Origin of the sequence: Pantoea sp. PNT03 (assembly GCF_014852515.1) — a bacterium.
GTDB classification, from domain to species: domain Bacteria; phylum Pseudomonadota; class Gammaproteobacteria; order Enterobacterales; family Enterobacteriaceae; genus Pantoea; species Pantoea leporis.
On record NZ_JACVBT010000007.1, the window covers coordinates 77,098 to 99,697 of the forward strand.

General features: G+C 54.1%; 22 protein-coding genes. 14 read left to right on the top strand and 8 right to left on the bottom strand.

Features of this window, described 5'->3' with window-relative positions; genetic code table 11:
• Positions 1-21: 21 nt before the first annotated feature.
• The 3 genes from IB226_RS21395 to gorA all read right to left on the bottom strand — a co-directional run bounded on the left by IB226_RS21395 (position 22) and on the right by gorA (position 2,965).
• Complete coding sequence (locus tag IB226_RS21395; protein WP_101762732.1) at positions 22-297, bottom strand: type II toxin-antitoxin system RelE/ParE family toxin; 276 nt, start codon at positions 295-297, stop codon at positions 22-24.
• Positions 298-460: 163 nt separating this feature from the next.
• Positions 461-1,393 carry a nucleoside recognition domain-containing protein gene (locus tag IB226_RS21400; protein ID WP_101762731.1) on the bottom strand — a complete coding sequence of 311 codons (933 nt, stop codon included), beginning with the start codon at positions 1,391-1,393 and terminating at the stop codon, positions 461-463.
• 219 nt (positions 1,394-1,612) lie between these two features.
• Positions 1,613-2,965 carry a glutathione-disulfide reductase gene (gene gorA, locus IB226_RS21405; RefSeq protein ID WP_192236942.1) on the bottom strand — a complete coding sequence of 451 codons (1,353 nt, stop codon included), beginning with the start codon at positions 2,963-2,965 and terminating at the stop codon, positions 1,613-1,615.
• A gap of 126 nt (positions 2,966-3,091) precedes the next feature.
• Between gorA and rnz the strand changes: the two genes are divergently transcribed.
• Entirely contained in the window at positions 3,092-4,003 is a 912-nt protein-coding gene (gene rnz / locus IB226_RS21410) for a ribonuclease Z (protein WP_192236943.1), read from the top strand.
• Here the strand turns inward: rnz and IB226_RS21415 are convergent.
• Together IB226_RS21415 and IB226_RS21420 are read right to left on the bottom strand one after the other, a co-directional pair.
• Positions 4,000-4,812: a CPBP family intramembrane glutamic endopeptidase gene (locus IB226_RS21415; RefSeq protein WP_192236944.1), complete on the bottom strand. Its 813-nt coding sequence runs from the start codon at positions 4,810-4,812 to the stop codon at positions 4,000-4,002. The genes rnz and IB226_RS21415 overlap by 4 nt on opposite strands.
• Before the next feature lie 40 nt (positions 4,813-4,852).
• Positions 4,853-5,695 carry a 23S rRNA (adenine(2030)-N(6))-methyltransferase RlmJ gene (locus IB226_RS21420; RefSeq protein ID WP_101762727.1) on the bottom strand — a complete coding sequence of 281 codons (843 nt, stop codon included), beginning with the start codon at positions 5,693-5,695 and terminating at the stop codon, positions 4,853-4,855.
• A 329-nt stretch (positions 5,696-6,024) separates the two neighbouring features.
• Between IB226_RS21420 and IB226_RS23300 the strand changes: the two genes are divergently transcribed.
• From IB226_RS23300 to rsmJ, 4 genes are all read left to right on the top strand, one after another.
• On the top strand, positions 6,025-6,474 hold the full coding sequence (locus IB226_RS23300; protein ID WP_225608414.1) for a hypothetical protein: 450 nt from the start codon (positions 6,025-6,027) through the stop codon (positions 6,472-6,474).
• A gap of 124 nt (positions 6,475-6,598) precedes the next feature.
• Entirely contained in the window at positions 6,599-7,867 is a 1,269-nt protein-coding gene (locus IB226_RS21430; RefSeq protein WP_192236945.1) for a hypothetical protein, read from the top strand.
• Positions 7,868-8,007: 140 nt separating this feature from the next.
• A complete protein-coding gene (gene prlC, locus IB226_RS21435; RefSeq protein WP_192236946.1) occupies positions 8,008-10,050 on the top strand; it encodes an oligopeptidase A in 2,043 nt (680 codons plus the stop codon).
• Positions 10,051-10,058: 8 nt separating this feature from the next.
• Positions 10,059-10,808 (top strand): 16S rRNA (guanine(1516)-N(2))-methyltransferase RsmJ, encoded by a 750-nt coding sequence (gene rsmJ / locus IB226_RS21440; RefSeq protein ID WP_192236947.1) that lies wholly within the window; start codon positions 10,059-10,061, stop codon positions 10,806-10,808.
• A gap of 66 nt (positions 10,809-10,874) precedes the next feature.
• Here rsmJ and uspA read toward each other — a convergent pair whose 3' ends face one another.
• Positions 10,875-11,312, bottom strand: a complete 438-nt coding sequence (uspA, locus tag IB226_RS21445) for a universal stress protein UspA (protein ID WP_007889892.1) — start codon at positions 11,310-11,312, stop codon at positions 10,875-10,877.
• A 418-nt stretch (positions 11,313-11,730) separates the two neighbouring features.
• Between uspA and uspB the strand changes: the two genes are divergently transcribed.
• The gene (gene uspB, locus IB226_RS21450) at positions 11,731-12,066 is read left to right on the top strand and encodes a universal stress protein UspB (protein WP_008108136.1); all 336 of its coding nucleotides are present in this window, start codon (positions 11,731-11,733) and stop codon (positions 12,064-12,066) included.
• Between the two features lie 176 nt (positions 12,067-12,242).
• Here uspB and pitA read toward each other — a convergent pair whose 3' ends face one another.
• Entirely contained in the window at positions 12,243-13,742 is a 1,500-nt protein-coding gene (gene pitA / locus IB226_RS21455; protein ID WP_137386695.1) for an inorganic phosphate transporter PitA, read from the bottom strand.
• Positions 13,743-13,983: 241 nt separating this feature from the next.
• Between pitA and IB226_RS21460 the strand changes: the two genes are divergently transcribed.
• The 7 genes from IB226_RS21460 (at position 13,984) to yfaU (ending at position 20,575) form a co-directional block, all read left to right on the top strand.
• A complete protein-coding gene (locus tag IB226_RS21460) occupies positions 13,984-15,168 on the top strand; it encodes an NAD(P)/FAD-dependent oxidoreductase (RefSeq protein WP_192236948.1) in 1,185 nt (394 codons plus the stop codon).
• A gap of 51 nt (positions 15,169-15,219) precedes the next feature.
• The gene (locus tag IB226_RS21465; RefSeq protein ID WP_101762721.1) at positions 15,220-15,567 is read left to right on the top strand and encodes a hypothetical protein; all 348 of its coding nucleotides are present in this window, start codon (positions 15,220-15,222) and stop codon (positions 15,565-15,567) included.
• Positions 15,568-15,834: 267 nt separating this feature from the next.
• Positions 15,835-16,251 (top strand): DUF1640 domain-containing protein, encoded by a 417-nt coding sequence (locus IB226_RS21470; protein ID WP_192236949.1) that lies wholly within the window; start codon positions 15,835-15,837, stop codon positions 16,249-16,251.
• Positions 16,252-16,428: 177 nt separating this feature from the next.
• The gene (locus IB226_RS21475; protein WP_101762719.1) at positions 16,429-17,211 is read left to right on the top strand and encodes an IclR family transcriptional regulator; all 783 of its coding nucleotides are present in this window, start codon (positions 16,429-16,431) and stop codon (positions 17,209-17,211) included.
• A 13-nt stretch (positions 17,212-17,224) separates the two neighbouring features.
• On the top strand, positions 17,225-18,427 hold the full coding sequence (gene rhmD / locus IB226_RS21480; RefSeq protein ID WP_192236950.1) for an L-rhamnonate dehydratase: 1,203 nt from the start codon (positions 17,225-17,227) through the stop codon (positions 18,425-18,427).
• Positions 18,428-18,474: 47 nt separating this feature from the next.
• Entirely contained in the window at positions 18,475-19,761 is a 1,287-nt protein-coding gene (locus tag IB226_RS21485) for an MFS transporter (protein ID WP_101762717.1), read from the top strand.
• A 13-nt stretch (positions 19,762-19,774) separates the two neighbouring features.
• The gene (gene yfaU / locus IB226_RS21490) at positions 19,775-20,575 is read left to right on the top strand and encodes a 2-keto-3-deoxy-L-rhamnonate aldolase (RefSeq protein ID WP_192236951.1); all 801 of its coding nucleotides are present in this window, start codon (positions 19,775-19,777) and stop codon (positions 20,573-20,575) included.
• Positions 20,576-20,684: 109 nt separating this feature from the next.
• Here yfaU and IB226_RS21495 read toward each other — a convergent pair whose 3' ends face one another.
• Positions 20,685-21,176 (bottom strand): helix-turn-helix domain-containing protein, encoded by a 492-nt coding sequence (locus IB226_RS21495; RefSeq protein WP_192237004.1) that lies wholly within the window; start codon positions 21,174-21,176, stop codon positions 20,685-20,687.
• Positions 21,177-21,493: 317 nt separating this feature from the next.
• On the opposite strand from IB226_RS21495, the gene IB226_RS21500 reads away from it, so the two are divergent.
• Complete coding sequence (locus tag IB226_RS21500; protein WP_192236952.1) at positions 21,494-22,516, top strand: alpha/beta fold hydrolase; 1,023 nt, start codon at positions 21,494-21,496, stop codon at positions 22,514-22,516.
• Positions 22,517-22,600: the final 84 nt, after the last annotated feature.

Genomic DNA, 22,600 nt, shown 5'->3' on the forward strand with positions numbered 1-22,600 from the left:
GGCAGCAAATCTCTACCTTGATTATTTATATGTTCCGCTGGTACGTCTCATTACCTGCTGAATAGCGATGATTTTCGGTTCCTCGCCTTTGTTATAGTCGAACAAAACACGATAATTTCCCCATCTAAGCCGATAGTCAGCCTGACCATTTTTCAAAGACTTAACATCCAGATTGGGCGGAACAAGCGGAAACTTTTTTAACTCATTCACTTGCTCATTCAGCTTCTTCCTTTCGTTAGCGTCTGCAATGGCTCGCATCTGCTTCAGAGCAGCTTTGCGCCAATGTAGCTCTGGCATTCCCTTACCTCACTTGTTACAAACACTCCTCACTGGATTTAGATATTATAGATATTCTTTTCTATATCTGCAATGTATATAGATTTTTACTGTGTTTTAGTTCTATATAATCACAAAGCAGCGGGTTTGGCGGCTATCCATCATCAACGCTTTTGAGCCATCATCAGAATAGAATGGCGTGCACCGTCGCACGCAGCGCAATACCGAGCAGAATGCCAGGCACGGCAAAGCGGAACAGGCGCGGGAATCGGCTCGACAGGCCAAGGTAAATCCCGATGCCGGGCAGGTCAAAGGTCTGAATCAGTAATCCTGCCGAGGCGTTGATGTTGTGCGCACTGTATAATCCTTTCTCCACCAATCCCGCCACCACGCCGTAATAGGCGGTGCCGCCCGCCAGACATTTGGTCAGCGCCGGAAGAATATAGACTTCGGAAATATTCAGCTTATCCAGCAGTGGCGACACCAGACGCGTCAGCATTTCAATCCCGCCCGCTTCTTTCAACATGCCAACCACCGATAATGAAATAATCAGCATCGGCAGCGAACCCAGCGCCAGACGAATCGCATCGGATCCGGCGCTATTAATGATGCCAATCAGCCCCATTTTATTTTCGCTATTGGTAACGGCCTCATCTTCATTTAATAGCGCCGCATCGGAAAGTTTGCGGCCAAACAGGTGATAGGTTGCCGCCGCCGCTAATACACCGCCGCAGATCGAAATAATTAGCGCTGTGCTCCAGTGTAATCCCGCCGGAATCAGGGGATAAAAGGTGCTGGCCTGGCCCATCGCAAACAGCATCGCCAGCGTGGCCGCCATATGACGATCGGACGTACCGCGCTTTTCCATGATGGCCAGCGCCGCCAGCGGTGCCGCGAAGCTGACGAAATTAAGTTGAATCATGGCAAAAAATGCCAGACCGGTAATACCGAAAGGTTTTAATAACGGTGTGGCATGACGTACAACAAAATCCAGTACGCCTTTGACCTCCAGATATTTCATGATGAATAACATCACCACCATAATCGGAATCAATGTGTAGAGCGCCACGTCTACCGAGGCTTTGCCTGCGGACATAATGATATCAATAATATTCATGCCCGATTCCGACCTTTGCTCACACCGTTCTCCCCGTAAAAATAAATAAGCTGGCAATGCCATGAAGTTTGCGGTGCGCATTAATGCTCACCCTGCAGCAAAGAAATAAATCTTATCCTGTGCGTGGATTATTGAGTAGTGAAGAAAAGGTATATAAATTGCAGCCATAAAAAAACCAGCCATATTAAACGGCTGGTTTTTCAATTCCGGCGGGAAATATTAACGCATCGTCACAAACTCTTCCGCCGCTGTTGGGTGAATCGCTACGGTGTTATCGAAGTCTTGCTTGGTTGCGCCCATTTTCAGCGCCACCGCGAAGCCTTGCAGCATCTCATCCATACCGTTACCGATACCGTGAATGCCTACAATCTTCTCTTCCGGGCCAACGCACACCAGCTTCATACGGCACGGCTGGCGATGCTGGGTAACGGCGGTATACATCGCGGTGAAAGAAGATTTATACACTTTCACCTGATCGTCGCCGTACTGTTCGCGCGCCTGCGGTTCGGTCAGGCCCACGGTGCCAATCGGCGGATGGCTGAACACCACGGTCGGCACGTTGCTGTAATCCAGATGCTCGTCCGGTTTGTTGTTGAACAGGCGCTCGGAGAGACGACGACCTGCCGCCACGGCCACCGGCGTCAGTTCCACCGCGCCGGTGTTGTCGCCCACCGCGTAGATGCCTTTCACGTTGGTGTTCTGGAACTTATCGACCTTGATGTAACCTTTGTCGTTCAGCGCCACGCCGGTTGCTGCCAGGTTGAGGTTGTCGGTCGCCGGCTCACGGCCAATCGCCCACACCAGGCAATCCACGGTTTGCTCGTGGCCGTTATCCAGCTGCAGCGTCAGGCTGCCGTCGGCGTTTTTAATCACGGCTTTTGGAATCGATTCGGTGTGCAGCGTTGGGCCTTCGGCCTGCATCACTTCTACCAGCGTATCGACGATCAGCGGATCGAAGCTGCGCAGTGGCGCATGCTTACGCACGAAGAGATGCGTTTCCGCACCCAGCGCATTGACCACGCCCGCCAGTTCCACCGCGATGTAACCCGCGCCCACGACCGCCACGCGTTTTGGCAGCGCATCGAGTTCGAAGAAACCGTCAGAATCGATACCGTATTCCGCGCCCGGCACCTTTGGATGGCTTGGACGCCCGCCGGTGGCGATCAGAATATGATCGGCAGTGAGTGTTTCACCGTTCACTTCCACGGTGTTGGCATCGATAAAGCGCGCGAAACCTTTGATCACCTCAACCTTGTTTTTACCTAGCACGTTGTCGTACGAGCTGTGAATGCGGTCGATGTAGGCGCTGCGGTTTTTCACCAGAATTGACCAGTCAAACCGGTTTACCGTGGTATCAAAGCCATAATCTGGCCCATAAAGATGAATAGCTTCAGCGATTTGCGCCGCATGCCACATAACCTTTTTCGGTACGCAGCCGACGTTGACACAGGTGCCGCCCAGCTCTTTGGCTTCAATCAGCGCGCACTTCTGGCCATGCATCGCAGCACGGTTAATCGAGGCGATACCGCCGCTGCCGCCGCCGATGGCGAGGTAGTCAAAATGTCTGGTCATCCGTTATGTCCGTCTGTTGGAAGAAAATTGGCATAGAGTTTAACGCCAGGATGATTATTGACGCAAAGATTGCACCTATGATTGTAATAGCATTGATTTTTATGTCCGATTACAGGGAAGCATAGCATGCAACTGACATTCCTCGGCACCGGCGGCGGTGCGCCCAGCCTGCAACGTAACGTCACGGCGATAGCGCTGACGCTATCGAAACGTGGCGACACCTGGCTGTTTGACTGCGGCGAGGCGACGCAGCATCAATACATGCGCTCTGCGCTAAAGCCGGGCAAGCTGGAGAAAATCTTTATCACCCATCTGCACGGCGACCACATCTTTGGGCTGCCGGGTTTGCTCACCAGCCGCTCCATGGCCGGCATCCCCGAACCGATGACCATTTACGGGCCGAAAGGTATTCGCCAGTTTATCGAGATGGCGCTCAGTTTGAGTGGCTCGTACACCTCTTATCCGCTGGAGATTATCGAGATTGAAGCCGGTTTGGTGCTGGATGACGGCGAAGTGCGCGTGACGGCCTGGCCGATGAATCATGTGATTGAGTGTTATGGCTATCGCATTGAGCAGCACGATAAAGCGGGCTTCCTTGATGCGGCACGCCTGAAAGCCGAAGGCGTACCGCGCGGGCCGTGGTATCAGGATTTGAAAGCGGGTAAGCGCATCCAGCTGGAAGATGGTCGCGAGATCAACGGCGCGGATTATCTTGGCCCGGCAACCAAAGGCAAAGTGCTGGCGATATTTGGCGATACCGCGCCCACCGACGTGGCGCTCCAGCTGGCGGCGAATGCCGATGTGATGGTGCATGAAACCACGCTGGAGGCGGCGCTGCAGGAGAAAGCCAATGGACGCGGCCACTCAACCACCATTCAGGCTGCGGAAGTGGCGAAACAGTCGAGGGCGAAGCGCATGATCGCCACGCATTTCAGCTCGCGCTATTTGTCTAAGGATCGGGAAAAACTGTTGGCGGAGTGCCAGTCGGTGTTTGCGGCGACCGAGCTGGCACATGATTTCGCGGTGTTCGAGGTTTAGTGCTGTAGCGCCGGATAGGTGAAGAACAGCAGATGCGTCATGTTGAACAGGAAATGGATGCCGGTGGCGACCCACAGGCGTCCGCTCCACTGCCACGCCAGGCCGTAAATCAATCCGGCGAGCGTGGCGAAGATCATCAGCAGCGGTCCGCCAGGGAAATGCGCCAGACCAAACAGCAGCGACGTCAGCAACAGGGCCGCCACGGCACCAATGTGCTGGCGCAGACGCTGTTGCAGATAGCCACGAAAGAACGCTTCTTCTGCAAGTGACACGAAGAACAGGTTCGCCAGCATAAAACTGCCCAACCATTCCGGCCAGTGGGGTTCAACGGCCAGGCCACCTAACTGCACCGCGACATACAGCAGCAGCGGAATCGCCGCCAGCAGCGCCAGCCACAAAATTTTAAGTCGCGGCGGCGCGGATTGGGTGCGGAACAGCTGCGGCAAGCAGATGAGCAGCACAAACGGAATCAGCGCTTTATCGAAGTTGTACGAGAAACTAAAGGGCAGGCTGAGCGGCCCGGCCTGCACATCTTCCACCTGGCGCGGATTTTTGAAGCCCGGGAAAAAGTGTACAAACAGGCCGATGGCAATGGCAACCAGCGCGACTTCACTCACCCACTGAATCCAGCGCGCGTTATTTTCCACGCGAATCCAGGCGATGACGGCAATGGCGCCGAGCAGCACCATCGCCGGCCAATCCAGCACATCCTGGAACAGCCCAAGAATGGTGGCGAGCGTGAGCAGCAGTACCGAAAAACGTTTGGCGGGCGACAGCATAGCAAGCGCGCCAGCCAGAATGATCCACATGATAATAGTCCTAATAGGCTGGCGACGCGGTAAGGCGAATTTATTCTGGCACGATCTGCGTGACGCTGAAGTGACCGGTTCCGGCTGGCACCAGCTTCTGATGCAGCCACGGCAGCAGCTCTTCCATCTGCGCTTTCAGCTTCCACGGCGGGTTAATCACGATCATGCCGGAAGCCGTCATGCCGCGCTGATCGCTGTCTGGACGCACCGCCAGTTCAATCTGCAGAATGTTGCGGATATTGGTGGCCTGCAGATCTTTAACCATGTGTTTGATCTGCTGACGCATCACCACCGGATACCACAGCGCAAACACGCCGGTGGCGAAACGCTTGTGACCTTCCTGAATGCCTTTCACCACATCCTGATAATCGCTTTTCAACTCATATGGCGGATCGATCAGAATCAGGCCGCGACGGCTCAGCGGCGGCAGCTTGGCTTTCAGCTGTTGGTAGCCATCACCACGCGCCACGCGCGCGCGGGAATCTTTGCTGAACTCGGTGCGCAGCAGCGGGTAATCGCTGGAGTGCAGCTCGGTCAGCTCCATTTTGTCCTCTTCACGCAGCAGGAAGCGGGCAATCAACGGCGAACCAGGATAGTACTTTAAGGTGCCGTGCGGATTGAGATTACGCACCGCCGAAAGATACGGCTTGAGCAACTCAGGTACATCCGGCTGCTGCCAGATGCGGCCGATGCCTTCCAGATATTCACCGGTACGCTCGGCGTGCTCTCCGCTCAGCAGGTAACGTCCGGCACCGGCGTGGGTATCCAGATAGAGGAAAGGTTTTTCCTTCTCCATCAGGGCGGTGAGGATCAGGCTTTCAACGGTGTGTTTCAGCACGTCGGCATGGTTGCCGGCATGAAAACTGTGGCGATAACTCAGCATAAAAAAAGGGGGTCCGCGGTTGGATCAAAGGGAGTGAAAACATCGTGTGTGGCGCGATTATAGCCGCGCTGCATAAAAATTGCTGACGTTTTGGCTGCCGCTTAAGTTTTGCGCCAATGCGCCGCTATAGCCGGTTGCGATCAGACTTCTTGTCGGTAATTTGCTACGAAATGACGTGATACTCGAAATTTCATCGCGGATTAAGTAAGTTAGTTTCCGATAACGAAGCGGTCATGAGCGAAATGCCAGGTGGTTCTGGCAGGAAACTTTCCGGTGAAGACCGTATAATTTTTTGCTTAAAGCATCTCAAACAACTCCTGGTGACAATAATGAAAAAAATGACTGGTGTCGCGGTGGCAAGCCTGTTGGTACTGACTGGCTGCGCGAAACAACAACCCGTTCATAGTTTAGTAACGCCGCCGACTGCGGACGAACAATCCGCCGCGCAAACCGCGCCAGAGCAGCAAGGTACGCCATTTGTGGCTTCAGCGCCGGCGCAACCCGCGACGGCTTCACTCAGTGACGACCGTTCCAGCAACATTCAGCAGTGCCGTAAAGAGCTCGACGCGATGCGTCTGTATAGCCAGGCGTCATATGATAGCTATCAAGCCGAATTCCAGAAAATCGGTGCCCAGACCAATAAATATCTGCAAATTAAAGATTCGATTGGCGCGGATATTAACGACTTAGTGATGCCGCGTTATCAATTCCAGACTCGTGAATTGTGCTTCCGTATTAAGACACGTCTGTCACAGTTAATTATTCGTCAGGCCGGTTAAACCATAACTATTTAACTGCATTCGCTAAGTAGCAGCGCGAAATTTCGCGCTGAGGATGGGCTTCATCTCTATTTTATTAATAGAGATGAAGCCTTTTGTGTTCTTAAGGCTGTTACAGGAGATTGTGATGACACAGCGTCATCTGCCGTTTGTCTTTATTATCATCGCATTGTTCTTCCCTGCTCTGGCCTGCGCGGCCGCTGAAGATGATGTATTGCAAGCGTTTGGCGATGCAGCCCGCACGTTGCCTCCTGTTCCAGTGCAAAAGCCAAAACCTCAGCTAAAACCGGTAGCGCCAAAATTAGCTGAGAAACCTGCCGTAAAATCGAAAACGCCGGAGCAGCTTCACCAGCTCCGTGCGCAAATAAGCGAGCTTGAAAAACAGAAAGCCGCACTGCAACTAAAGAATGAACAGCATGAAAAAGCGCTGAAAGAACAGCAGGCGAACAGCGATAACAAACGGGCGGCGCTGGATGAAGAAAAACAGCAGCAAACACTAAATATCATCCGGCTAACTCAAGAGCTCAAAGCCGCACAGCAGCAAACGACGGATGCAACCGCGCTACGTAAGCAACTTACCGCAGCGCAGGCTGCTGCTAAGCGCGATCAGGATGCGCTAAAAACTCAGCGGGTCGAAAGTGAAAAAATGTCGCAGGCACTACAAAAGCAACAATCTGAGAGTGAGAAAAAGCTCGCGTCACTGAATGAAGTAAAAGTGATGCAGCAGCAAAACATAGTGAAACTCACCGCTGAACTGGAGGCTGCGAAAAAGCAGCCAGCAGCAGTGGTTGCAGCCGCAGAACCCAAAACCGATGCTGAGCGCGATGGCTATATGCTGGGGCAATCGATCGCCAGCAATGCGGTCGTTCAACTACAGATGGTAAAAGATACCGGTCTCACCATCAGCATTGATCAGTTGATCGCGGGATTCAGCACGCAGTTACAAACTGGCACTTCGCTAATGAACAGTGAAGAGATGTCACGGCGATATGCTGCGATGCAGGAGACGATCAATAAAAAGATGGGATCGCTGATTGAGAAGGGCTATGACCACCTCAACAAACATTTAGAACAGCGCAAAGCTTTAGTGACGCAAAATGGTGTGCGTTGGTTTGCCGTAAAAACAGTCAAAGCTAAGCTTATTCCTGACCAGCAAGTGGAAGTCAGCGTGAAAGTCAGTACCTTAGGCGGCAAAGTGATTAACGATTTTGCTGATGACAAAGTGCCGTTTGATAACAATCTGCCTCCCATGTTGTATGAAGGGATGTCGTTAACGGGAGCCGGCGGCGCAGTAGAAGGCTGGGCACTGGCAAAAGATATCATCGAACGCGAACCGCTGCCGCCGTGGGTGGCGCCCTACGATGTGATTCACTACCAACTCGCGATTAAATAATCTTCAGCCCGCCTTCTGGCGGGCTTTTCTTCATGGGTACAGGCTCAGTGGCATTGATTTTCCTGTCATCAAGCCGCATGTTAATAAAATGCGTCGCGCGAGCATTCGCGCCACTACTTCATCATGAAAGGACTGCGCTTATGACCAATCCGTTACTCACGCCTTTTTCGCTGCCCCCGTTTTCTGCTATCAAACCTGAACATGTGGTTCCTGCGGTTACCGAAGCGCTGAACGACTGTCGCGCAGCGGTAGAGCGCGTTGTGGCGCAAGGCGCGCCTTACACCTGGGAAAATCTGGTGCAGCCGTTGGCTGAAGTTGACGATCGCTTAGGTCGCCTGTTCTCGCCGGTCAGCCATCTGAACTCGGTGAAAAACAGCCCGGAACTGCGCGAAGCTTACGAGCAAACGCTGCCGCTGCTGTCCGAATACAGCACCTGGGTCGGCCAGAATGAAGGTTTGTATCAGGCCTATCGCAACCTGAAAGAGGGCGATAGCTACGCGGCGCTGGATACCGCGCAGAAGAAAGCAGTGGATAACAGCCTGCGTGATTTCGAGCTGTCCGGTATTGGCCTCGATAAAGAGAAGCAAAAGCGCTACGGCGAAATCGCGGCACGTCTTTCTGAACTGGGTTCGACCTACAGCAACAACGTGCTCGACGCCACCATGGGCTGGAGCAAGCTGGTGACCGATGAAGCGGAGCTGGCGGGTATGCCGGAAAGCGCGCTGGCCGCCGCCAAAGCGCAGGCCGAAGCCAAAGAGCAACAAGGCTGGCTTCTGACGCTGGATATCCCAAGTTATTTGCCGGTCATGACTTACTGCGACAACGCTGCGCTGCGTGAAGAGCTGTACCGCGCGTATTCAACGCGTGCTTCCGAACAGGGCCCGAATGCCGGCAAATGGGACAACGGTCCGGTGATGGCGGAAGAGCTGGCGCTGCGTCATGAACTGGCTCAGCTGCTGGGCTTCGACTCTTACGCCGACAAATCGCTGGCAACCAAAATGGCGGAAAATCCGGCGCAGGTCATCGACTTCCTGACCGATCTGGCGAAACGCGCCCGTCCGCAGGGTGAAAAAGAGCTGGCTCAGCTGCGCGCCTTCGCGAAGAAAGAGTACGGCGTCGACGAGATGAATCCGTGGGATCTGACGTATTACGGCGAGAAACAGAAACAGCATCTCTACACCATCAGCGACGAGCAGCTGCGTCCGTACTTCCCGGAAGCGCGCGCGGTAAGTGGTCTGTTCGAGGTGGTTAAACGCATTTACGGCATCACCGCTAAAGAGCGTAAAGACGTCGATGTTTACCATCCAGACGTGCGCTTCTTCGACCTGTTCGACGAAAGCGGTGAACTGCGCGGCAGCTTCTACCTCGATCTCTACGCACGTGAACACAAGCGTGGCGGTGCGTGGATGGACGATTGCGTCGGCCAGATGCGTAAAGCCGACGGCAGTCTGCAGAAGCCGGTGGCCTATCTCACCTGCAACTTTAACCGTCCGCTGCAGGGCAAACCGGCGCTGTTCACGCACGATGAAGTGATCACGCTGTTCCATGAATTCGGTCACGGTCTGCATCACATGCTGACGCGCATCGAAACGCCGGGCGTGTCTGGCATCAGCGGTGTGCCGTGGGATGCCGTCGAGCTCCCGAGCCAGTTTATGGAAAACTGGTGCTGGGAGCCGGAAGCGCTGGCGTTTATCTCCGGCCACTACGAAACCGGTGAACCGCTGCCGAAGGAACTGCTGGATAAAATGCTGGCGGCGAAAAATTATCAGGCGGCGCTATTTATTCTGCGTCAGCTGGAGTTCGGCCTGTTCGATTTCCGTCTGCATACCGAGTTCGATCCCGCCCAAGGTGCGCGCATCCTCGAAACCCTGCATGAAGTGAAGAAGCAGGTTGCCGTGGTGCCAAGCCCGGAATGGGGCCGTTTCCCGCACGCCTTCAGCCACGTCTTTGCTGGCGGATATGCGGCTGGTTACTACAGCTATCTGTGGGCCGACGTGCTGGCTGCCGATGCCTATTCGCGCTTCGAAGAAGAGGGCATTTTCAACCGTCAGACTGGTCAGTCGTTCCTCGACAACATCCTGACGCGTGGCGGTTCCGAAGAGCCCATGGAGCTGTTCAAACGCTTCCGTGGTCGTGAACCGCAGCTCGATGCGATGCTGGAACACTACGGAATTCAGGGATAAGCCGGCTTGTGAAAATTGGTTTAATCGATGAAACGGGCGCCGGAGACGGCGCCTTATTACATTTAGCCGAGCGCTGGGGTTTGCAGCAGGACGAACAGGCGACGATGGCGCTGGTGTTAACCGCTGAGCATCTTGAGTTGCGTAAACTGGATGAGCCGAAACTCGGCGGCATCTTTGTGGATTTCGTCTCGGGCGCGATGGCGCATCGGCGTAAGTTTGGCGGCGGTCGCGGCGAAGCGGTGGCAAAAGCGGTCGGCATCAAAAGCGGTTATCTGCCAGACGTGGTTGATGCAACGGCCGGTTTGGGGCGCGATGCGTTTGTGCTGGCGGCGCTGGGCTGTCGCGTGCGCATGCTGGAGCGCCATCCGGTGGTGGCGGCCTTGCTGGACGATGGCTTGCGTCGCGGTTATCAGGATGCGGAGATTGGCGGCTGGCTGCGCGATCGGCTGACGTTGCTGCACGCTGCTAGCCAGCAAGCGCTGAGCGATATCACGCCTGCGCCGGATGTGGTCTATCTCGATCCGATGTATCCGCATCGCCAGAAAAGCGCGATGGTGAAGAAAGAGATGCGGGTGTTTCAGTCGCTGGTCGGTGCGGATGATGATGCTGATGCGTTGCTGGAACCGGCGCGCCGTCTGGCGAAGAAGCGCATTGTGGTGAAGCGTCCGGATTACGCGCCGCCGTTAGCGGGCGTGGTGACGCAGGATGCGGTGGTGACCAAAAGCCATCGTTTTGATATTTATCCGCCGCTGGGGTAATAACGCAAACAATGCGCAATACATTGCGCCGCTACAAAAAATCAGGCCGGTAACCCGGCCTGATTTTTATTCTTCGTCTTCGTCGCGCAACGGCACAATCAACATGTCGATGTGCACGGTGTTAATCAACTGGCGCGCCGATGACATCAGCTTGCTCCAGAAGTCCTGATGGTGACCACACACCACCAAATCCACATCATATTTCTTAATCGCATCAACCAGTACCTGGCCAAGATCACCGCTGCCGCTCAGGGTTTCACTGATCGGATAACCGGCGTTAATCGACAGCTCTTTCAGCGCGGTGTGCGTCTCTTCAGAAATACGCTTCTGCATGTCGCCCAGATTGACATCAATCAGCCCGGTGTAGAGGTCTGAATAGTTCACATCAACGTGGATCAGCGAGATTTTTGCATCATAAGGACGGGCCAGCGAAACGGCTTTATCAACCAGCAACTGGCTTTCCGGGGAAAGGTCTACTGCAATCAGGATGTGTTTATAAGCCATGATAAAACTCCTTTCTCAAGATTCGGGGCAATCTTCCTGCTTTCACGGTCGGCGATTCCTTTGCGCGAGACGGCGATGAAGCGCCACCAACCAACTATTTCAGCCTCGCAGGCGGTTTTTGTTATGTCCTGAGTATAGCCAGAGTTGTTAACAAATGCTGCAAGCGCAAGTTCGCTTGTGAGGAAGATCAAGCGTTATCGGCTTTTTCACTCGCCCTGAACGAAAATCATCGCTGGAAAAAAATTCAACAGATCTCCTACACTGAAAATAAGTGCCACTGCCATATGCGTTGCGCACTCAGGTTCGCATAACAACAATGCAATCGACATCATTCAATGGCTGGTTTATTTCCCGTGCGGCGTCTACAGCAATTCCCCGCTGCGTTCGACGTCGTTGCGGCTCCAGCCGGGAGGGGAACATGATCAGCACTATCGCGCTTTTTTGGGCTCTGTGTGTGGTTTGTCTGGTGAATATGGCGCGCTATTTCTCTTCTTTGCGCTCACTTTTAGCCGTTTTGCGCGGTTGCGATCCGCTGTTATATCAATACGTGGATGGTGCGGGTTTCTTCACGTCGCACGGGCAGCCGAGTAAGCAGGTGCGGCTGGTGCGCTATATCTGGGAGAAGCGCTATCACGATCATCATGACGACGAGTTCATTCGCCGCTGTGAGCGCGTGCGCGGACAGTTTGTGCTGACCAGCGGGCTCTGCTTTTTGGTGGTGGTGAGTTTGATTGCGATGGCGATCTGGCAATAAAAAGGGCAATAAAAAGGGCAATAAAAAGGGCGACATCGCGTCGCCCTCATACCCGTCATACTTCGAATCACAGCCGCGTTAGCTGCGCGAGTTCACCTCAGTCACTTACTTAAGTAAGCTCCTGAGGATTCACTCACTTGCCGCCTTGCTGTCATTCGAATTATTTAGGGTATCCATCAGATCAGTTTCAATGCAATCCAGTAGAGCGAACCCGACAGCAAAATACACACCGGCAAGGTGAACACCCACGCCATAGCGATATTTTTGATGGTGCGACTCTGCAATCCACCGCCATCGACCAGCATAGTACCGGCCACCGACGACGACAGAATGTGCGTGGTAGAAACGGGCATACCGGTGTAACTGGCCACGCCAATCGATACTGCGGCCGTCACCTGCGCCGACATCCCTTGCGCATACGTCATGCCTTTCTTACCGATTTTCTCACCAATGGTGGTGGCAACACGACGCCAGCCAATCATGGTGCCGATGCCGAGCGCCAGCGCCACAGCCACAATAATCCAGATCGGTGCGTACTCAACGGTGCCCAGCAAATCGCTTTTCAGCTTGTTGAGGAAGCGCTTATCGTCCGCGCTGGTTTCCGGCAGCTTGGCCACTTTATCTACGGTATCGGAAACGCACAGCAGCAGGCGACGCATCTGGCTGCGTTGATCAACCGTCAGCTGATCGTAGCTCTGCAGATTGTTCAGCAGCAGCTGCGCACGATCGATAGCCTGCAGCGCACGGCTGCTGTCGCAATGGAACTCCTGCGGACCGCCAAGCGATTCATCTGGCGTTGGCACCACAGGCGGCGCCATCTGCACCATGTGCGTCAGTGATTCGTTGTGCTGCTGATAATACTGCTCCAGATGGTTTACGGCATCGCGCGTGCGGGTGATGTCATAACCCGACGCATTCAGGTTCACCACAAAACCAGCCGGCGCAACGCCGATCAGCACCAGCATAATCAGGCCAATGCCTTTCTGACCATCGTTAGCGCCGTGTGAGTAGCTCACGCCAATCGCGGAAACGATCAGGGCAATGCGCGTCCAGAACGGGGGCTTTTTCTTGCCATCAATCTTTTCACGGTCAGCAGGCGTCATGTGGATGCGCGAACGCTTGGTGGTTCCGCTCCAGTAGCGACGCAGGATAAAGATCAGACCGCCTGCAATCACCAGACCTACAATCGGCGAAAGAATCAGGGACATGAAGATATTGATGACTTTCGGCAGGTTGAGCGCGTCAACCACCGAGGTGCCGGTCATCAGGGCGTTGGTGAGACCAATACCGATGATAGCGCCAATCAATGTGTGAGAACTGGACGCCGGCAAACCCAAATACCAGGTGCCAAGGTTCCAGATAATCGCGGCCAGCAGCATGGAGAAGACCATGGCGAGTCCGTGGGCCGAACCGACATTCAACAGTAAATCGGTCGGAAGCATATGAACAATGGCATACGCCACGCTCAATCCACCAAGCAAAACACCTAAGAAGTTGAAAACACCCGCCATGACAACCGCCAGTTGCGCCCGCATCGCACGGGTATAAATGACAGTCGCGACCGCGTTAGCAGTGTCGTGAAAACCGTTGATTGCTTCGTAAAACAATACAAACAGCAGAGCAAGAATCAGTAACAGGCTGGTACTGAGGTCGAGACCAGCAAACAGATGTAGCATAAACGTTACGCCATTTTGGGAGGACATGAACGCGGCGCATTATCTGCGACAACGTGCGCGATATGAAAGAAAAATATAGCTCTTTATTGTCTTAAAATTGTAATGCAGCGTATAGATTTAGCTGAAAACAGCTTAAAATTAGTAAGTTACATTATGACACATTTACGGCATTTTTTTGAAGCTGGCGCTAAAAGCCGCAAATCCCTACAATCAGCGCCTTTCGGGCAAGGCGGATAAAGCAGTGGAAAAGTTTGACGTTATCATTATTGGTGCAGGCGCAGCCGGCATGTTCTGTGCGGCGCAGGCAGGGCAATTGGGTCGCCGCGTATTGCTGCTGGATAACGGCAAAAAAGCCGGTCGCAAGATTTTGATGTCGGGCGGCGGTCGCTGCAACTTCACCAACATGCACACCGAACCGGCGGCGTATCTGTCGCACAATCCGCATTTCTGCAAATCGGCGCTGGCGCGCTACAACCAATGGGATTTCATCGATCTGGTCAATCGCCACGGCATTGCGTATCACGAGAAAACGCTCGGGCAATTATTCTGCGATGACTCCGCACAGCAGATTGTCGATCTGCTGTTGAAAGAGTGTGATGCCGGGCAGGTGACGCTGCGCCTGCGCAGTGAAGTGCTGAGCGTCGATCGCGACGATAATGGTTATACCTTGCAGCTGAACGGCACATCGGTGCAGGCAGAAAAACTGGTGATCGCCAGCGGCGGGCTCTCAATGCCAGGCCTCGGCGCCACGCCGTTTGGCTATAAAGTGGCGGAACAGTTCGGCCTGAAAGTGTTCCCGACGCGCGCGGCATTGGTGCCGTTCACGCTGCATAAACCGCTGCTGGAACAGCTCAACACGCTGTCGGGCGTCGCGCTGCCCACCACCATCACCGCGCAGGACGGCACCTTATTTAAAGAAGCGATGCTGTTTACCCATCGCGGCTTATCGGGGCCCGCCGTGCTGCAAATCTCCAGCTACTGGCAGCCGGGTGAATTCGTCACCATTGATTTGTCACCTGCCACTTCGCTGGATGATTTCATTCATGTGCAGCGCGAAGCGCATCCCAATCTCAGCCTGAAAAACAGCCTGGCGAAAATTCTGCCAAAACGGTTGGTGGAAGTGCTGCAGGAGCTAAAGCAGATTCCTGACGTCACGCTGAAGCAGCTAAACAGCAAGCAGCAGGGCGAACTGGTCAGCACGCTGCATCAATGGCGCGTGCAGCCAAACGGCACCGAAGGCTATCGCACCGCCGAAGTGACGCTAGGCGGCGTCGATACCACCCAACTGTCGTCAAAAACCATGGAAGCGCGCGATGTGCCAGGTTTGTTCTTTATCGGCGAAGTGGTGGACGTTACCGGTTGGCTGGGCGGCTACAACTTCCAGTGGGCGTGGAGCTCGGCTTGGGCGTGCGCGCAGGCGCTTTAACTCACGTCGCTATGATGGCGCATTTCCTTTCTCCAGCGGATGAACCTATTAATGCTAAAACTCAAATTTATTGTGCCGTTGCTGATCGTCATCAGTGCCGCCGTTTGGTGGCTGATGCCGCATTACAGCGATGAGGACAAAGGCTATTACATCGCCATGTTCTGTACGCTCACTCATGATGGACGCGGCAATGCTCCGCAAGATATGCAGCAGATTATTGAAGGCAGTAATTCCGATTACGCATTACAAAAGGTGCATTTCCAGCAAGCTTTGGCAGAGCATCTGCAAACGGTTTGGCAGGATTTGTCACCGCAACAGCAGCAACAAGCGCGGCAGGAAAGACTCTCCTGCCGCCGTTTGATGTCTGAGAAATTGCTACCGGGCCAGCCGGTTCAGTAATTATTGAACGGGCAGCGCAGGGATTAAAAGCTGCGCCGCCGTTTTAAGAAGCCGCTCAACACCTTCCCGCTCCCATATCGCAAAACGTTTCGCAGCAGAATCTGACGCCAATTTTGCGAGACGCCCCGCATCCGCTTGCACGTTACTTATTGTACTAATTGATATTTTTCGCAGTGCCGCGCAAAATACACACAGTCACATGGTGCAGCAATCGCTCGCTGAGCATGATGTTGGCACGCGCCTCACATCAACTCAGGAGCTTCACGGATGACACTCGCGATGATGAACACACACAAAGCCTTTAAAGCACTGCAGTTGGCCGGCGTCAGCGACCAACAGGCCGAAGTCATGGTCGAGATCTTTACTGAGATGCAGCAGGATAATGCGTTATCTCGTGCTGATTTAATGAAGGCCGGAGAAGGAATTACAGGGAGCATTAAAGAACTGGATGTTCGACTTACCGGCGATATAAGAGAGCTGGATATTCGGCTTACTGGTGCGATTAAAGATCTGGATGTTCGGTTAAGTGGCGCGATTAAGGATATTGAGGAACTGAAAGCTGACGTGAAACAACTCAAAGCGGATGTTGCCACGCTGAAAACCGATATGCGCTGGATCAAACGTTTGCTAATGGTGATGACCACCACGATGGTCATTGCAGCGATCAAATACATTTTCTCTTAGATCTTGTGCTCCTGCGGCAGGAGTACAGTCGGCTGTACTCTCAGCGCGGCGCGATTCACATTCCCGCACACGCGCTGCCAGCAAACACGCTCAGCGCCGCGTAATTTGAAGCGGCGCACACTTATCACGAAGTAAAACTACAACACTGCGCTCCAGATTATCAGACTGGAGTCCAGCATGTTGGAAATTACGCCTGTCCCCGCGCTGACGCGCGCCATTGCGATTCTCGACTTTATTGCCCAGCACGGACCGTGCAGTGCCGCCGAGATCATTGAAACGCTGGCGCTTCCTAAAAGCAGCGCCTACCTGCTGTTCGCTGAACTGAAAAAACAGCGTCTGATCACTATCGATCGCAACAACAACTATTGCCTGTGGACGCGGCTGGTGGAGTTTGCCGGTCACGCACTGCAGCGCATGGATATCCGCGATATTGCGCGTCCACCTCTGACACGTTTAATGCAGCAGACCAATCTGCTGTGCCACCTCGGCATCCTCGAGGGTGGTCACGCCTGTTACATCCTCAAACTCGAATCCGCCGCCACCATCAGCGTGCGCTCACACGAAGGCAAAAGCCTGTCGCTGTATCGCTCGGGCATTGGCAAGTGTCTGCTCGCCTGGCAGCAACCTGAAGAGCAGGAACGCATCATCAGCGGCCTGCGTTTTGTGGCGGTGACGCCAACCTCGCTGCGTAATGCCGACGCGCTGCGTACCGAGCTGGCACGCATTCGCCGTCAGGGCTGGAGCTTTGATAACGGTGAAGATTATCCCGATGTGCGCTGCGTCGCCGCGCCGATTTTCAATGCCCGCCAGCAGCTCGTCGCCGCCATTTCGCTGGTGGGCACCCGACTCGACATTGACGACGACAAACGCGATTACCTTGCTGGCCAGGCGATTGCCTGCGCCCGCGATATTTCCCGTCTGCTGGGCTGGCGTAGCCCGGCGGAAAAACACGCCTCGTAACCAGGAGAAGAGCATGTCCCTACCTAAAATTAAAACTGTCCGCGCCTACTTTGCCGGTGGCGCTACCGCGGATAAAGCAGCGGCTGGCGGCGATTATCACGATCAAGGTGCCAATCACTGGATTGACGACCACGTCGCCACGCCCATGAGCAAATACAAGCAGTATGAGCAGTCGCGTCAATCCTTTGGCATCAACGTGTTAGGCACGCTAATTGTCGAAGTCGAAGCCGATAACGGTCAAACCGGTTTTGCCATTACCACCGGCGGCGAAATGGGCTGCTTCATCGTGGAAAAGCATCTCAACCGCTTCCTTGAAGGACGCTGCGTCAGCGATATCAAACTGATTCACGACCAGATGATGAACGCCACCCTGTATTACGCCGGATCGGGCGGCCTGGTGATGAACACCATTTCATGTGTCGATTTGGCGTTGTGGGATCTGTTCGGCAAAGTCACCGATCTGCCGGTGTACAAACTGCTGGGCGGCGCGGTACGCGATGAACTGCAGTTTTACGCCACCGGCGCACGTCCGGATCTGGCGCAGCAGATGGGCTTTATCGGCGGCAAAATGGCGGTGCAGTGGGGACCGCACGATGGCGATGAAGGCATCCGTAAAGAGGTGGCGCGCATCGCTCACTATCGCGAAAGTTGCGGCCCGGATTTCTGGCTGATGCTTGATTGCTGGATGAGCCAGGACGTCAATTTCGCCACCAAGCTGGCCCACGCCTGCGCACCTTATAACGTCAAGTGGCTGGAAGAGTGTTTGCCGCCGCAGCAGTTCGAAGGATACGCCCAGCTGAAACAGCAAGCGCCGCAGGGCATGTTGATCACCAGCGGCGAACATCACGGCACGCTGCAATCATTCCGCACGCTGGCTGAAACCGGCATCGATATTTTGCAGCCTGATGTCGGTTGGTGCGGCGGCCTGACCACGCTAGTGGAAGTGGCGGCGCTGGCGAAATCACGCGGCCAGCTGGTGGTGCCGCACGGCTCCTCGGTTTACTCGCATCACGCGGTGATCACCTTCACCAACAGCCCATTCAGTGAATTCCTGATGACCAGCCCGGATTGCAGCACGCTGCGCCCGCAGTTTGATCCGCTGCTGATCAACGAACCGGTGCCGGTTAACGGTCGTATGCACAAATCGGTGCTGGATAAACCGGGCTTCGGCGTGGAACTGAATCGCGATGGACTGAAGCGTCCTTATCAACACTAATCGCAGCGGCTGCGGCGACTCGTCGCAGCCCTGCGTGAGGGTTTACCATGGATAATCTGGTGTTAAGCGCGGTTAAAAAGAATCGCGCACGTCTTATTCCTTTCATGTTGATGCTCTACGTGCTGGCGTTTCTCGATCGCGCCAACATTGGTTTCGCCAAAGAGGCATATCAACTTGATACCGGCCTGAGTAATGAAGCTTACGCGTTAGGGGCTGGGATCTTCTTTGTGGTGTACGCGCTGCTTGGCGTGCCGGCCAATTTGCTGATGCGACGCTTTGGCGCGCGCAGCTGGATTGGCGGCACCACGCTGCTGTGGGGATTGCTTTCGGCGGCGATGGCATTTGCTGATACCGAAGCCAAATTCCTGCTGGTGCGTACCTTGCTCGGCGCCGCTGAGGCGGGTTTCTTCCCGGGCATGATTTATCTGACCTCGCTGTGGTTCCCGCAACAGCAGCGCGCTAGCGTCATGGGACTGTTCTACATGGGCGCGCCGCTGGCGTTGACGCTGGGTTCACCGCTCTCTGGCGCACTGCTGGAAATGCACGGCGTGCTAGGCCATCCCGGCTGGTTCTGGATGTTTATCATTGAAGGATTACTGGCGGTGGCAGCCGGCGTTTTCACTTTCAGCTATATCGACGACACACCGGCGAAAGCGCGTTTTCTCAGCGCCGAGGAGAAGCGGGCGCTGCAACGTCAGCTGGAGAGCGAAGAGCAGCAGAAGCCGACTTCACATCTGCGTGATGCGCTGCGCAATGGTCGCGTCTGGCAGCTCGCCATTATCTATATGACCATTCAGATTGCGGTTTATGGCCTGATTTTCTTCCTGCCTTCTCAGGTCGCAGCGTTGTTGGGCACCAAAGTCGGTTTCCTCGCCTCGCTGGTGGCGGCCATTCCCTGGGTGGCCGCGCTGTTTGGCACCTGGCTGATTCCGCGCTATTCCGACCGCAGCGGCGAGCGTCGCCGGGTCGCGGCGTTCACCTTGCTGGCTGCTGCCGTCGGGATTGGTTTGTCCGGATTGGTTTCGCCGCTGTTGGCCATCATTGCGCTTAGCGTCGCAGCGGTGGGTTTTATTGCCGTGCAGCCGGTGTTCTGGACCATGCCGACGCAGCTGCTTTCTGGCACTGCGCTGGCGGCGGGCATCGGCTTCGTCAATTTGTTTGGTGCTGTAGGTGGCTTCCTCGCACCGCTGATTCGCGTAAATGCCGAAATGCACTTTAACAGCAGCGCTGCCGGATTGCTGGCGCTGGCGCTGATTGCCGCCATCGGTTCACTCATTATCCTCAGCCTGAAAGTGGAGCGTCAGTTGCCACACTCTCAGCAGCCAAGTCATTAAGTAAGGAGCAGCTATGCAGGATCCGTTAAAAAATCCCTTCAAAGCCGGATTGGCGAAAGGCGAAACGCAGATTGGTTTGTGGCTGAGCAGCACATCGTCGTATCTGGCCGAAATTGCTGCCACCAGCGGCTACGACTGGTTATTGATAGATGGCGAACACGCCCCGAATACCGTACAGGATCTCTATCATCAATTGCAGGCCGTTGCGCCTTATCGCAGCCAGCCGGTGATACGGCCAATCGAATTCCAGACCGCACTGATTAAGCAGGTGCTGGATATCGGTGCGCGCACCTTGCTGGTGCCGATGATCGATACCGCTGAGCAGGCACAGGCGCTGGTGAAGGCGACGCGCTATCCGCCTTATGGCACGCGCGGCGTCGGCGCAGGCGTGGCGCGGGCGGCACGTTGGGGGCGCGTGGAAAATTATATGGCGCGCGCCAATGAAGAGTTATGCCTGCTGATTCAGGCCGAAAGCAAAACGGCGATTGATAATCTCGATGCGTTGCTGGAGGTTGAGGGTGTTGACGGAATCTTTATTGGTCCGGCAGATTTGTCAGCCTCATTGGGCTATCCCGATAATGCCGGGCATCCTGAAGTGCAGAAGGTGATTGAGCAGAGTATCAAACGCATCCGCAGCGCAGGAAAAGCGGCCGGTTTTCTGGCGGTTAATCTGGAGATGGCGGAACGCGCTATTCGGTGGGGAGCTAATTTCGTTGCCGTCGGTGTGGATACCATGCTGTATACCGATGCGCTGGATAATCGGCTCGCGCATTTTAAAAAGAGCGTAAATGCGCTGAATAAATCGAGTTACTAATTGAGAAACGGATGGTATGCCATCCGTTTCTATTCAATTAAAGCGTTCATGAATTGGAATGAAGAAGTCTGTTGGCGTCAAATGGCGCCAAAAAAGAGTCAATTATTTATCAACGCATCGCACAACCAATTCGCGGCATATATTTATCGTTACGTACCGCGGGCGTGATAATTGCTTTATTGCGTTCCGTGGCGTCAAATCCCGCCTGACGGCAAAGCACACAGGGATCGCTACTTTCACGCATTGCAAGTTTGGCTTCCTCATCCAGCTGGCGCTTACGGCAATAAAGTGGCGTGCAGCCCAGCACCTGTTTAAATGAGCGCGTGAAAGATTGCTGGCTTTCAAAATGATATTTCACTGCCAGGCTGATAATTGGCACATTGCTGTCTTTTAAGTCATTAATGCAATGAGCCAGTTTCTTTTTTCGGATGTAGCGTGCCAGCGTCTCATTGTGATAGCGGGCGAACAGTTTCTGTAAATACCATTTCGAATAGCCAGACTTCAGTGCAATATCATCAATCGTTAAACGCTGATCCAGATTAGCCATAATCCATTCGGTTACCGAATCAATTACCCCTTCATTATATTTTTGCTGTGTCATCATAGTCCTCCATTAACAGTGGCAGAGTGTAATTTAATTAATCTTTCCAATCTGCAATTAATGTAAAGTTTTCTGGTTATTTGGCTTTTTTAATATTTGTCATCAAGACCGGTCTTGGTTTTCGTGAATTTACAGGTTTTCTTGTTGTGATGATGTTGAGTATTTATCGTAATAACGGGCGTTATTATTAACTCAAATTTTTCATCGCTTCGCGGCGCTTAATAGTAAAAGGTGTGCTTTCTGGCGGCACACCTCATCAATACTTAACGCGGATTAACGTGCCACACTGAAGGTTTTCACTGTTGAGGAATCACCTAATGGGTTTTCGTTTCAAGCCAAAACAGTCACTTGCCGTGATTCTGGCATCAGTGGCATTAGGCGCTGTTGCTCCGGCGCTCGCCGCCAATGTGTATGGTGAACAGCTCGAAGGCTTTAACTATCCCTATCCGCTGCAGCACTTTAACTTCTCCTCGCAGCAGCAAGCGCTGAGTATGGGTTATATGGATGTCAAACCTACGCAGCAGGCCAACGGTGAAACCGTGGTGTTGATGCACGGCAAGAACTTCTGTGGCGCAACCTGGGATGACACCATCAAAGCGCTGAGCCAGAAAGGGTATCGCGTCATCGCGCCGGATCAGATTGGCTTCTGCAGCTCAACTAAACCAGCTAACTATCAATACACCTTCCAGCAACTGGCACAGAACACCCATCAACTGTTGCAGCAACTGGGTATCGACAACGCCATTATGGTTGGGCACTCGACCGGCGGCATGCTGGCGACGCGTTATGCGCTGATGTATCCCAGACAAACGCAGAAGCTGGTGCTGGTCAATCCCATCGGCTTAGAAGACTGGAAAGCCAAAGGCGCGCCGTGGCGCTCGGTGGATCAGTGGTATCAGCGTGAACTCAAGCTGGATGCGGCGGGCATCAAGAAATATGAACAGCAGACATATTACAGCGGCCAGTGGAAGCCGGAGTATGACAAATGGGTCGATATGCTGGCCGGGCTAAACAGCGGGCCAGGTCACAAGAAAGTGGCGTGGAACTCGGCGCTCATCTACGACATGATTTTCACTCAGCCGGTGTATTACGAGTTTAAAGATCTACGCGTGCCGACCACGTTGATGATTGGCACCGCAGATACCACGGCGATTGGCAGTGATATCGCGCCGCCGGAAGTGAAAGCAAAACTCGGGCATTACAATGTATTGGGTAAGCAGGTGGCGCAGCTGATTCCCGGCGCACGCTTAATCGAATTCCCGGGCATGGGGCACGCGCCGCAGATGGAAGAACCGCAGACGTTTAATCAGACATTGATTGACGCTTTGGCTGACAATTAACCGTAGGGTCGCCATGAATGGCGTAATGCTCGTCAGTTAAGACATGAAAACCCGTAATTACCGAGCGCACACATAGTAGCGGCG